Origin of the sequence: Mycoplasmopsis adleri (genome assembly GCF_045276205.1) — a bacterium.
In the GTDB taxonomy this organism is placed as follows: Bacteria; Bacillota_I; Bacilli_A; order Mycoplasmatales; family Metamycoplasmataceae; genus Mycoplasmopsis; species Mycoplasmopsis adleri.
This window is the reverse complement of record NZ_CP174162.1, coordinates 314,233-328,474: the sequence shown is the minus strand read 5'-3', so window position 1 is coordinate 328,474 and position 14,242 is coordinate 314,233. Positions and strand designations below refer to the sequence as shown.

The 14,242-nt window shown below is 24.0% G+C and carries 8 protein-coding genes; 1 reads left to right on the top strand and 7 read right to left on the bottom strand.

The genetic code is table 4. The features are described from left to right. Positions 1 to 66: 66 nt before the first annotated feature. Positions 67 to 1,821 carry a hypothetical protein gene (locus ACJA22_RS01420; protein ID WP_406617354.1) on the bottom strand — a complete coding sequence of 585 codons (1,755 nt, stop codon included), beginning with the start codon at positions 1,819 to 1,821 and terminating at the stop codon, positions 67 to 69. A 581-nt stretch (positions 1,822 to 2,402) separates the two neighbouring features. Next, on the bottom strand, positions 2,403 to 3,872 hold the full coding sequence (locus tag ACJA22_RS01415; RefSeq protein WP_406617353.1) for a glycosyltransferase: 1,470 nt from the start codon (positions 3,870 to 3,872) through the stop codon (positions 2,403 to 2,405). Between the two features lie 354 nt (positions 3,873 to 4,226). Here ACJA22_RS01415 and ACJA22_RS01410 point away from each other — a divergent pair, with 354 nt between their 5' ends. Beyond that, positions 4,227 to 5,879, top strand: a complete 1,653-nt coding sequence (locus tag ACJA22_RS01410) for an IS1634 family transposase (protein WP_406617352.1) — start codon at positions 4,227 to 4,229, stop codon at positions 5,877 to 5,879. A 343-nt stretch (positions 5,880 to 6,222) separates the two neighbouring features. Here ACJA22_RS01410 and ACJA22_RS01405 read toward each other — a convergent pair whose 3' ends face one another. The 5 genes from ACJA22_RS01405 to ACJA22_RS01385 all read right to left on the bottom strand — a co-directional run bounded on the left by ACJA22_RS01405 (position 6,223) and on the right by ACJA22_RS01385 (position 14,240). Continuing rightward, complete coding sequence (locus tag ACJA22_RS01405) at positions 6,223 to 7,725, bottom strand: AAA family ATPase (RefSeq protein ID WP_406617351.1); 1,503 nt, start codon at positions 7,723 to 7,725, stop codon at positions 6,223 to 6,225. Between the two features lie 89 nt (positions 7,726 to 7,814). Then, positions 7,815 to 8,153, bottom strand: a complete 339-nt coding sequence (locus tag ACJA22_RS01400; protein WP_406617350.1) for a hypothetical protein — start codon at positions 8,151 to 8,153, stop codon at positions 7,815 to 7,817. Next, on the bottom strand, positions 8,153 to 9,169 hold the full coding sequence (locus tag ACJA22_RS01395) for a hypothetical protein (RefSeq protein ID WP_406617349.1): 1,017 nt from the start codon (positions 9,167 to 9,169) through the stop codon (positions 8,153 to 8,155). Before ACJA22_RS01395 ends, ACJA22_RS01400 begins: the two co-directional genes overlap by 1 nt. 18 nt (positions 9,170 to 9,187) lie before the next feature. Continuing rightward, positions 9,188 to 11,212 carry a hypothetical protein gene (locus tag ACJA22_RS01390; protein WP_406617348.1) on the bottom strand — a complete coding sequence of 675 codons (2,025 nt, stop codon included), beginning with the start codon at positions 11,210 to 11,212 and terminating at the stop codon, positions 9,188 to 9,190. After that, positions 11,199 to 14,240, bottom strand: coding sequence for an AAA domain-containing protein (locus ACJA22_RS01385; RefSeq protein WP_406617346.1), 3,042 nt, complete (start codon positions 14,238 to 14,240; stop codon positions 11,199 to 11,201). The genes ACJA22_RS01390 and ACJA22_RS01385 overlap by 14 nt, the downstream gene beginning before the upstream one ends. Positions 14,241 to 14,242 lie beyond the last annotated feature (2 nt).

Here is a 14,242-nt window from a genome sequence, read left to right as displayed (position 1 = left end):
TCTAATGAAAATGTCTCTTTTTATCTTTATTTGTATGAATGGAATGAAATCTATTTACTAGTTTTTTTATTGTTGTTTAAGATTTTTCTCAAATCATTCTAAAAATGCTTGTCTTAAAGGTGTGTCATTAACTGAAAAATCTGCGAAATTATCTTGATCATCAAAAGCTAATAAGATATCTTCTTTATAATTGTTATATCCATTATTTAAACCATATAATGCGTTTGAAAAAATTCTTACTGGTACAAACTTTTCAAATTTTAATCCTTTTTTAACTTTTCCGTTTTCATCAACTTCATCTTTAACATGGTAAGTAGTTAATTCTTCAGAAATTATTTGAGGATCTAAAATAGTTATTTTTCTACCTTTAGGCATTGTAAATGTTTTGTATTTATTTTCAAGATAATTATAATATCTCTTATTTCCAGCAACATTGATATCGGTATCTATATATTTTGGAACTTCAATATGACCTGGGTGTCCTTTATAAAAGAATTCATATTTATCTTTGTATTTTTCAAAGGCGGTTATAACTAGGTCTCATTGTTTTGGAGTTAAGTCTCCTAAAATTAATACTTTTTCTTTTAGTTTAGAATTATTCATTACTTCATCAACTATATCTCTTTGTAATTCTCAATTATATCCACTTATTTCTGGTCATCATTTAGAGAATAAACGTTTTTTGTTTTTATCTCTAACATTAAAAATTTCATTGGTTAAATCATAATTTTTAGCTTTGCCATTTTCATCAACACCACTAAATAATAAATGATTCTTAAAACCATTATTTTTAAAGTATTCATATGATTCATCAACTGATCATCAGTAGTTAAATTTGTTTACAACATTTGCATATAATAAACAATTAAAGTAGCTTTTTGGTAACTCTGATTTCTTATTGAATTTTGTATCTTTAATCGATTTATTTGTTTTTTGTTGATGTTCTTCAATCATTTTATCTACACTATTTTTTCAGTAATGGAATCTATCAGGATTTTCTTCAACAAAGTTTATAATCACATTCTTGTATTTTGATAATTCAAAATATTGGTCTTGAGAAATACCTGTTCTACATCAAATATTAATCTTTTTATCTGGATTTTCGATAATAACTTTCTTTCAATAAGGTATAGCAGTAAATTTATCATCATCTTTACCGCGAGCTTCTGGAGGTAAAGACACCATTCTAGAATTTAATCCTGGATTTATTTTATAGTTCTTTTGGTAATCTAATCATTTTTCTTGATTTAGTAATTTTTGGTTAGATACAAATAAACCGTTATCGTTTATACCAAATAAAACATCTCCCTTAACAAGCATAGACATTCTAATAAAATTATTGTATATACTTTGTCCATAAAGGTTATAAAATAGGTTTAAATCAGCATTATTTGCAACTTCAACAATATTTTTATTTTTATTGGTATTATGGTCATTTTCAAAGGTAACAGGTACCTTAAAATTATCAATAATAATTTCATGAATATCTGATTTTATATTTGTGTTTGTGTCTTTTATATCAAATGTAATTTTAATCTTTTGAGGTTCTAATATCTCTACATTAAAAGTATCACAAACTAATGTAGGTTCATCAGCAATATGTATGTTTATATTTTCTTTAGTAGCTTGATTGCTGTAAATATTTGATGTTTCTTTATTGTATTTTAAATTTGTTGTTATCAAATTTTCAATTTTATTTTTTTGTCTATTTATTTCTGGATCGTTAGTTTTTTTATCATCATTTTCATTTCTAACACATGATGATGATATTAAAATTGGACAAGCAATGCTTGTGCTTAATAACATTAATTTTCTTTTCATAACATTAATATTATATAATAATATTAATGAATGACTAATTTTTAATTTTTTAATCAAAATAGTTTTTTTCACGAATTAAGTTGATGAAAATCATTGAAAAATTTTAATTTTTTTGTAATGTTATTACGTTTATTTACCCAATTTAACATTATTTTCTTATGTAGTTAATCATTATGCATTTATTCCGTCAAAAATAAATAAAAAACCAGCATATTTTAATGCCGGAGTTTTGTTTAAGGATAAATTAATACTTAATAAAAATGTATTTCGATAGATAAAATTAAAAGTTATATTTGAGAATTTTGTTTTAAAAATGTTTTTCAATTAATTTTTTCAAAATTAAATTCTTCATTTAGTTTTAAATCATATCCGCATGTTTTTTGGAAGATTTTTTGTATCCTAAGAGCTGATATTCTTGAGGTTTTATAATCGATATATGAGGTTTTAATTTGATTATATTGACTATTACTTAAGTAAATTAATATTATAGATAAAAACGCCGAAATAGCCAATAAAGCAATAGGTCAAATATTTTTAAAGTTAATTAATGAAATGCCAATTAAAAATAATGAGAATAATATCTATTTCCATTCAAATTTAAACATATCTAAGAATTTAAATTTGTAAGATGTTTTAGGTGTAATAATAAATTTCGCTTTTTTACCAAAAATACCTAAAATAGCAGATATTAGTGATGTTAAGAACATTGATCCATAAAGAATAAATACTAGTGGAAAGTGTAATATAAATTTAAAGAAGTTTATTCTAAACATTCAATAAATAAAATCATTTACCATTGGTGAGAAAAAGAAAATAACGGTTGGAATTATAAATCATGTTGGATATATACTTCCCAAAGAAACCCCAATAACTGGTAAAATAACAAGATTTATTAAAATATAAAAACTAAATATAGCAGTTAATGGTAAGTTATACGTAAATAATATAATATCTAACTTTTCAAACCATTTCATTTTTGATTTAAAAATTTTAGATGAAAAGTTTTTGATAAATTCAAGATTACCTTGAGTTCATTTTGAGTGTCTTTTTTTGAAAGCTATGTAGTCTACAGGATATTCTTCTTGACAAATAATTTCAGGTGCAAAGGCTACATAGTACCCATAGTTTCTAAGTTCAATACTAATACATAAATCTTCAGCAACCATTGGAGGAAATCCATTTTCAAGCTTATAATAACATTCACTTGCAATCATAGCTCCGTGTCCAAGCATAGAAGAAAAACCTAATCTATGTTTCATTGTTTGATATACTGGTCAGTGAGAATTAACACCTATATGAAATAGATTCATAAAGAAGTTTCTGTTGTTAGTAGCAATATGGTTAGCTTGAACGATTCCAATATTTTCATAGGCATAAAAATATTTTAAAGAAGAAGTTATAAAATTCTTTGGAATGATTTCATCTGAGTCTAAAATAACAAAAAATTTATAATTTTTACTTTTGCAATCTTCTGATTGTAAATAGTTATTTAAATTACCTGCTTTAAAACCAATACGATTATCACGTCTTATAGCTTTAATATTAATATTTGGATGAGACTTAACGAAATTATCTACTTTTAGTTTTTCTTCTTCATCAGTCGAATCATCTAGAATTACTACATCAAAGTTTTTATATTTTTGTTGAATACACTTTTCTAATGAACTTTCAACAATATCATTAGCACAGCAATATACTAAAAGAACTCTATCGTTAACTTTACTTACATCTGTGTTTAAAACTTTTTTATATTTTTTAAATAATAATCTTCTAAAAAGATAATAAACGGCTACATATAAAAAGTCCTTGATACCATTTAATCAAAAAAACAATAAGAAAATTGCATTAAGAACTAAAAATATTATCGCAGCCACAATTCTTGGAAGACTATTTGGATCAATTGCATTTCCAAAAGGATTTTGTTTATTTAAACTTAGTTTCGTTATTGATGTTACAAAATAATAAATGAAAGAAGCATCTAAGGCTAATCACATTAAAATTAACATTCAATAAAAAACTGAACTTTTTGTTAATTTTTTACTATTTTTCATAAACTCCTTTTTTATTTTTATTAATATTCATATCTTTCATAATGCTTCACAAATGCAAAATGATAAATATAATATTAATTTTAGCACAAAAATATAACATTGTAAATGTTAGGCTTTTAAATCAACATAAAATTAATCGTTAGATGCATATTACTCATTATCTGCGCAAAAATTATAAATATTTTTGTAATAGTATATGTGCCTAATTGCGCTGCACACATCAAAAATGATTGTTTATCCTGAGTTTCCAAGTTGGAGCTCTTTTTTATTACTTTTTTCAGTGTTATTTATATATAAATAAAAAAAAGTTATTTTTTTACATAATTACATTGTAATTTGTGGTATAATAAAGATATGAAAAAAGACAAATGACTATTAATTTCAAGAAAAAATAAGAACTCTACTTACTTATCTTTAGCACTTTCAGGAGGATTTGGCAAAGGTTATAAGAAATCTATCGGTATCGGTACAGTTGAAAAATGAGAAAAATATTGTTCTGATCCAGTAGAAAAAATTAAAAAACTATCTCAAAACTACAATACTGATTGAGATAGAAATATGATAATTAGACAATTAGAGTTAGATATAAGCAAGGTTAAAATTGAAACAAAACAGTTCAATTATGGATATGATTTGTTATACAGTTTCTTAGAAAAATTAAATCCTTTTAAAGATGCTAAAGTATCAAAATCCAAGTATTTAAATGATTTATTAAAATATATGATTTCAAATAGAATTGTAAATCCGGGTAGCATGCTTTCATCCTTTAAAAATAAAGACAAATTCAATATAAATTTAGAAGTTGAAAAGACGACATTTTATAATACTTTAGACTATTTAGCTGAAAATAAAAATAACATTTTAAAGAGTGTTAACGATACATTGATCAAAGATAAAAATAGAAAAATAGATATTATTTGATACGACTCTTCAACGGTATATTTTGAAAGTTTTGTAAGAGAAGGATTGAGATATCCAGGTTATTCTAAAGATGGAAAATTCAAAGAAGATCAAATTGTTTTAGGTTTAGCAACAGATGAAAACGGCATTCCAATTCACTATAAATTATTCAAAGGGAACACTACTGATGCATCAACATTTATTAATTTTATTTTGAATATAAAATCACAATATGAATTAAACAAAGTAACACTCATTGCTGATAGAGGAATGAGTACAAATAGAAACATAAGATTCTTAGAAGATAACGATATTGATTACATTTTATCTTATAGATTAAAAGCGGCTTCAAATGACCGAAAGACCTTTGCAATAGATGAATCCGGCTATTTTGGAGACAATAATTTTAAATATAAAGAAACTACTTTTTATTCGTTTTGAAAGAATAGAAGAGCAAACGGACACAAGAGAAGATTGGTAGTAACATATAGTAAAAAAAGAGCATTAAAAGATAAAAATGATAGACAAATTTTAATCGATAATTTTATTAAAAGACAAGATAAAGACGGACTAGTTCATGATCAAGTAATGTTCGGTCAAAAGAAATTTAAATTCTTCGAAAAAGTTGGTGGTAAAGGTTATTACAAACTTAACTATGACAAAATTATCGAAGATGAAAAGTTTGACGGATATTATGCTTATGAAACCTCTAGATTTGATTTATCACCTGAAGAAATTGTGAATTTATATTCAAAACAATGACAAATAGAATCAAACTTTAGAGCTTTAAAAAGTGCTTTAGCTGTAAGACCTATTTATGTATGAAGTGAAAAGCATATTGAAGGTCATTTCGTACTTTGCTTCTTATCTCTTGTTTTATTAAATTTTGTTATTTATTATTTAAACAAAGGTTTGAAAGAACTCGGTGTTGTAGATGAAAAAATCACAATCAAAAAATTACAAGATGTAATAAAAGAAACAATCAAAACATGCAAGATTATTGACGGAAAAATTGAAAGTGAAGAATATATTATTAACGACAACAATAATCAAGCAATTCAAGATTATCAAACATATTTAAGAATTTTAAATGAATTAAAATTTTAAATTATTAAAAACAGCTCATCAAACAGATGAGTTGTTAAAAATTACATTGTAAAAGTTGGAAACTCGGGAACTTTTTGTTAATTTTTTACTATTTTTCATAAACTCCTTTTTTATTTTTATTAATATTCATATCTTTCATAATGCTTCACAAATGCAAAATGATAAATATAATATTAATTTTAGCACAAAAATATAACATTGTAAATGTTAGGCTTTTAAATCAACATAAAATTAATCGTTAGATGCATATTACTCATTATCTGCGCAAAAATTATAAATATTTTTGTAATAGTATATGTGCCTAATTGCGCTGCACACATCAAAAATGATTGTTTATATTGATTTATTTGATATTAAAATTAAATTCAATTTTTGAATTACCATTAGATAATTTTGTTTCTAATTCGATTATTTTAGAAGTTTTGAAATTATCAAATTTTTCAAAATGTTCGAATATAAATTGAGAAAGATTATCTACAAAAATAGATTCTAATCTTGTAACTAATCCACGACCTCCCATTGATTTATCAGCATTTTGAATAACTATCTTTTGAAGACCACTAATAACTTTATTATCATAAGCTAATTTGATATTCTTGTTTTTTTCAAGATATTTAGCAATTTTTTTGAACTTCAATTCAACGATTTTGCTTGCTGCTTCATCATTTAGAGGTATAAATGGAACAATATTCTTAATACCAATTCTATTTAAGATTTCAGGTCTTTTAAGTGTGTTAGTAAAATAATCAATAACAGCTTTTATAAAGTGCTTTTTAGATGATTCAGCATCAAAATTATCTTGGAAATTGTTTGAACCAATATTTGATGTGAAAATAATAAATGTTTCAGAAAAATCTACCATTTCGCCTTTAGAAGAAGTTAATCTACCATCTTCTAAAATTTGGAGGAATTTATCCATAATTTTTCCGTTAGCTTTTTCAATTTCATCAAATAAAAGAATTGAAAACGGTTTTTCTAATACGGCATTAGTTAATTGACCACCAGCTTCATAACCAACATATCCAGGAGCTGAACCAATTAATTTTTGGTCTGATTCTTCATGATTATATTCAGACATATCGAATCTAATAATTCTTTTTTCATCACCAAAAACAAATTCACTTAATGCTTTTGCCATTTCTGTTTTACCAACCCCAGTTGGACCAGCAAAGAATAATATGCCTCTAGGTTTAGAAGTTGAATCAGTTGATTGCACAATACCTTGTAAACCAACTAAAGATCTAATTAAGGTCTTTTTTAAAGCAGAAATCGCAGATTCTTGCCCGATTATTCTATTATTGAAAAATTCATCAAGTTTTTTGATTTTATCTGGTTCATTTTTTTCTCATTCTGAGTCTTTCTTTGAGAAATAAATCATTCTATATAGTGATTTAAAGTCATTGAACTTAACTTCTTTATTGTTTTCTGAATATAAAACTCTTAACATTTGAAAAATTTCTCTAAATGATAAACCATCAGTTATACTAATTGCTTCTTTTCATACTTTTTCATCATTTAAACTAATGCTCTTATTTTTAAAAGTTATAGATGAAGCAATACTCCCAAAAAAGGCTTTTCTTTCTTCATTATCAGGCTTGCTGATGTTTAATGTTAATACTTCAGGGTTTGAATTGAAAGAAATTGAGTTAAATATTTCAGAATTGTTAACTATCAAAATTAGCTTAGATTTCTTTTTAAGATAGCGAATGTATTCATGTTCTAATTGAAGTGTAAATTGTTCAAGCAATGAGGCTAATTGTTCTGAAGGCAATTGACTTTTATTATCAAAAATAAAATCTGAACAGTCAATTATAAAGGCACTAGAGTTTTCTTCTAACTCTTTCATTGAACAATCAATTTGATTTTTAATATATTCATTACATTTATCAATAAAAGTTTCAAAGTTTTCATTATTGTTTGCACTGTTTGAAACATTTAAATCATCATCAAAATCATCATGAGTATATTTTGATGAGCCTTCTGATTCATCGCTGAATGATTTTTTTCATTTTCAGGATTAAATAAGCCATTTTCGGCAATTAATTTACCTAAATATGGTGAAAATCAAGATATATTTTTATAATCTAATTCATTTAAAAGTAAAGATAAATATTCAGGAAAAGAGCAAGAAGAAATTTTACCTTCTTGTTTCTTGAATTCAATTCCTAATGTAGAAGGAATAACTATATCTTTAACATTACCTTTAAGAATTAGAATATTTTTCCTGTCAAGCTTAATTTTTAATTGATTGTAAATTGAATTTTTAAAAGACATTATTGAGCCTCCTTAGTTTTCGAACTTATTTTTTGAATACTTTTGTATTTTGGCTTAGCAGCTTGAAATTCTCTAACTACATTAAATTTAACAACTTTAGCACCATGTTTATTTAGATAATTTATTATATTCTCTGATGTTTTTTGGCAGCAGTATCTTTCGTAATCGCCTATTTTATAGCTTATTTGTAAATTTTCATCAATAGAGATATCAAAAGTTTCTTTATATTTATTACCAAATTTATAAATGACTTTTACTGTTCCATCATCGTTGATTTTTGTGATAGATTTACCTATTTGCATATAGTTTTCATTTAATGATTCAAGTGAAGAATATATTTTTTGAGCCAGATTTTTAATCTTGACTAATGAAGATTTTTTACTATAAACATATGCTTTAAAATCAGCTAATTCATTATTTACAGATATACTTGTACACTTTTTAAATAATTCATCTTGAATGTTAATATTATTCGGAAAAACGTTTTTAATTATATCTATACAATCTTTTCTAAATTTAATGATAGCTTCTTTTGAAGCATCTAAATTTCTTATTCTATCAATTTCATCCGTTAATGATTTTTCTGTAACATCTATATTGTTATTAGTTAAATTATTAATAGCTTCATATGCGATTTCACCGTAATTTAGTAATATTGGCACAAAATTAAAATCAAAATTATTACTATCAAATTCTTTTAATTGAGAAGCTGTTAAATAGCTTAAATTAATTAATTGCTTATTTATGTTCGAGATAGCGAGTTGTATATTTAATCTTTTTATATTTTCCAAATCTTTCTTATTATAATCATTATACGAAAATGAAAAGCCTTTATTTATCTGTTCTTTGATGTCATTAATTTTATTTATTTCATTTGAAAATTGGTTCAATAAATTAATATTTGAAAATTGCTTTTGGCAATCATTAATAGTTTTTAAGATGATATCGCAAGACTCTAATAAATTATTTCTATCTTCGTCTTCGAAAGCAACAACCATGTGTACTGAATGACTCATACTCACTCCTAATTCTTATTATTTTTGTTTTAATTTATTTAAAAGATTTTGAATATATTTTTTAAAATTAATTAACTTTTGTTGATCTTCATAAAGAATTTTAGAATCTTCGCTTGCTCCTTCATAATGGTGGTATTTGTTTGCTGTTTTATTATTGTCCAGAATATTATTTATAATTTTGTTTTCATCTTCTTTTGACAACTTCAATGACTTAAACAAGTTTTTTAAATTTTCTCTGCTTATCTTATTTACTTTTTGTGTTGAATTGTTTGACGAATTATTGATTTTATCAATGTGACCTTCTAATGAAATTCTTATTTCATGAGAAAGGGTTATGTTATTATTACGTAAAATATCATCTTTTTCTTTTGATTTTTCGCTTATTTCAACTCTAATATCAATTATTAAAGTTTCAAATAATCAATTGTATTTACAGTCTTGAATTTTGTGATTTCAATCATTAATAGTGGGGAGTTCTAATTTACTAGAATCGGCATTTTTAATTTGATTGTATAGTTTCTTCATTGAATCATATTCATCATTTATCTCATTGAATAATCGAGGTAAAGATAATGATTTAAACATTTTTTTATGATCTAAAATGTTTAACAATTCTTTTTTGCAATTTTTTAATAAATTAGTGGCCTTGTTTATGTAATCATAATAATTTAATTGAATTGAATTTCAGTTGATTGAAACTAATAATGTAGGTTCATTCTTTAAAATATAATTTAAAAATTCATAACTAACTTCATGAGTTAAAAGCGATAAAATATGTTTTTTATTATTCTCAAAATCTTTTCAGAATTTTTCTTTCAATTTTTGATCGTTTGACTCTGTTATAAACTTATGCACTCCAGAGATAGTATTCTCATCTAAATCTGTAATTTTTCTATTTTTAACAATTCATTCCGAATACTTAATACATCAAGGTTTAGAAAAGTTAGATAGAAAGAAAAATGGATTTACAATTGGGAAGACATTGTTGATAACATCATTTTCATTTAATTCATTTATTATATTAATTGATTTTTCTATACCTAATTCATTTGAATAATCACCATTAAATATTTTCACATTAACTTTTGTTTTTGAAATGTTATAGAAATTATTATTTAAATAATAAAACGAATCACTCCCTTCGATTATTTTGCCATTTTTAAGAATATTTAAATATTCGTGGTAATAACGTTTATTAAATAAGTTTTCAATTTTCTCTTTATCAATATCGGTTATTTTAAGATGATTCCTTTGAATGAATTCATCATCAAAAACAATAGATTCATCTTCAAAATACGAAAGAATAAATGTATCAAAAAACTCTTTTCTTTCTCGAAAGTCTTCTTCTAATCATTCAAAAAAGTCTTTAACAATTTTATTTTCTGAACCTATGTAAATATCATTATTTTTATAATATATTTTAAAACTATCGATATTCATCTCGCCTAAATTACAAGTTTTAGATTTTAAAGCAAAATTCAAAACTGCTTTGTTGTTATCATTCTCTATTAAGTAATTTGTTATTATTTCTTCTTCTCTTTCGATTATAACCTCATCTTTATCATTCGGGACATTAATGTTAATTATTTCTTTATTATTTTCGGGAACATCATCAACCTTGTTGAATTTCATTGAGTAAAAAATATCGCATTCTTTCTTTCGATGTTCTTTTTTTACTTCATTCGAATCATTTAGTAAATCAAATTGATAAAATTTTTTCTTGTTAAATAATTGAACTATTTGCTTGTTGACTGTAATATTGCTTAAATTTATTTCTGAAAAGTCATCAATTGATACTGGTGGATCTAATTCAATTGATTTATTTTTTACTAGATTTTCAAAAGTTTTCTCAAAAATAACATCATTTCTTTCATGAATATTAGCTTTGTCTAATAATGCTTCTTTTATAGTGTTCAAGTTATTATTAGAATTTTTTGTCACAAAAATATTTAATAAAAGAAATTCGAAGAATTCTAATGATACGTATGAAACTTCATCATATTTAAAGTTATATTTATAAAATGGTATTCTAATCTTCATCATAAAATTCCTCCCCTTTATAAAGCGTAAGGTTTTTATTTCTTTGGTGGCTTATATATTTAATTAATAAATTATTCCCTTCTATTACTTTTAAATATCATTCAAAAGCTCCCACTAAAATCAATAATGACCTTGCTTTTGAGGCAGCAACATTAATTCTTTTATCTGATGTTAAAAATGAAAGATCTCTTGTTTTGAGAGTTAGCATTTTTTCTTTATATTTTCTTTCAGCTTTAATGAAGCCCACAATAATAATTTCTTTTTCTCTGCCTTGAAAGTTATCGATTGTGTCAACCTTAATATTTAATTTTTCTAAATTTTTATTTTTTAATAATTGCCTAATTATTAGCTTTTGATTACTAGTTAAACATATAATTCCAATTTTATCTTTTAAGTCTGCTTTAGAGTTGCTTTTTTGTATATCATTAACTATTTTTAATATAACTTTTGCATTGTATTCATTAAATAAACCTTCTGAAAGCTTCATGTTTTTTAGATCATCATCTAAAGTAGTAATTCGATCAAAAGAAATTAATGAATCGTTAATGTTATATTTTTTAGCGTAAGTCTTAGATAATTGCGATGTATCAACATATACTACTTGTTCAATGTTATTTTTAACTTTATATTCCGGTAAATTTAAATCTTTAGACTCAAGGCGCTCATCGGAGTCATAGTTTTCATTAACTAATGATTCAATTTTTTTGTTAAATCTACGTTGTTCGGTTAAAGTTGATAATAATTCAAAATTTTCTTTTTTGGATTTAATTGCTAATTTTTCAAAAACAGGGATATTTAAAATATTTTGAATATTTTCTACATCATCTTGAGATTCTTTAAAATGATTTTCATGTAATGATTTATTAAGCAAAACTTTTAAGTCTTTTTTATCATCTTCTTTAAGAGATTCAAGTGTATCTTTTATTAAAGTTGGTTCAATTGTAGATCTAGGAGGTAATTGTTTATAATCACCGAACAAAATTAAAACTTTAGATGAATTAACTTTAGATAAAATTTCAGGAGTTGATGATTTAGAAACCTCATCAATTGCATTTAAATATAAGGGGTATTCATCTAATAAATTTTTAGATTCATCATTGATTTCTAATATCGGTTTTGAAGTGTTAGTTAAACCAATAACATTAATCAACGCATTGTCAAAAATCACTTTTCTAAATTGTCTATCTTCTGAATCTCTGTTTTTATCGTCGATAGTTTCAATCTCTGGATTAAAAGTATATGATTGTCAAAACTTTTCAAAATTTTCTTTAAAAATATTTGAATCATTCTTTTTTGAATTAATCTTTGAATTAATATAATCATAAAAATCTCAATAAGTTATAAATAATTTATTTTCCTCATTCATAATTTGTTGAATATCCTTATTGATTTTTTTAATTTCTGTTTCATTTTGTTCAATTCATGTTAAGTTATCGTCAATCGACCAATTAGTAGCAAAATGTGTTATAAGTTTTTTTAGATTCAGAGAATTACATTTACCTTCTTTTATATTTTCTATATTCTTGTCCCCGTATTTATTACTATTATATATATCACCAGAAAATCCATTTTTATTGATTCCGTCAAGAATTTCTTGAGTATAAACATTTTTAAAGTTATTGGTTTTAATGTGCTTAGCAAAAAAAGATTTATTATGTTTTAAAATATTTTCATATTTGGAAATATCATCATCTTTATCTAATATATAATTGCTTATTTTAGTGCAAAAGTTTTGGTAAAGATTTTCTTCAGCAAAACTATTTTTCTTGCGTGAATTAAATTTATCTTTTTTATAAATAATGATATTAGGATTATTTTTATTATAGTCATCAATTCTATCTAGACAATTTGATATTGCCTTGTGTGTCGAAGAAGAAATGACGCAATTGTCTCCTCTAGAAGCAAAATAATTCAAAGTTGCTGATATAACCTGTGTTTTACCAGTCCCTGGTGGTCCCTGTACTAAATGGATATCTCTTGTAGAAATAGATTTTTCGAAAGCATCTTTTTGTCTAGGGATTAAATTATAATTTTTAATAACTTCCTGGTACTCGTTATCATTATTAAAGTTGATCTTAATATTTGAGTGTTTCTTAGGGTTAATAAGAGATCTTAAAATATGAATATTGACAGAGCGCCCTTTTGAAGTATTCAAGATTTCATTTGAATATCTTTTAATAACTTGCATTTCTGCTCGTCGGTTTTCAATCATAAGAAGAAAGTTTGTTTCTTTTAAAAATTCTGGCAAATTATACTTTGGTTCGTAATCACTATCATTTTGATTTTCATAATTAAGATATACTATTTCATAAATTTTGTTATTTGGGTTTTTTAAAGATTTGTTTAAACAACCCTTTATTTGGTTAATGATTGATATTTTATATTTCTCACCCTTGATATTTCTATTTAAAGTATCTATTTTATTTTCAAATTTTTGCTTCTTTTCTTGGTTTTGTTTTATTTTATTTTTTAATTCTTCAATTTTCTTATCTATTATTTTTTTCTCATTTTCATAGTTTTTTAATAAAGGATTTTTTGAATCAACATTACTCTTAGCTTTTTTGTTTTTAGAATCTTCATTTTTATCTTTTTCTATTTTTTTTATTTCTTGTTTTATTTCATTCCATTGTGTTTCGGCTTCATTCAAATCTTTTTTATCTTGTTCTATTTGTTCTGCTATATTTCTAAGTTCGTTTCTTTTTAAAGAAGAAATTATTTTTTCTTTTTCGTTTATATCATTATCTATATCTTTTATTTTTTTATCGTAATTCATAGCAGAAATGACTTTTTCCAAAGCAGTTTCTTTTAAAGATACTTCTATTTTTTCGAAATCATCATCATTTATTGAATTAGATGTATATAAGTTAAACCTTAACTTTCTAGATTTTTCACCTATTTTTTTGGGACATATACAATAAATTCCTTTTTTAGAAGTTAATTGATTAGCATGAACATCTTCAATATTTTCTAATGAAAGATTAACAATTTTATATTCGCTATCAATAGATTTATCATCTATTTTGCCTCTCATAT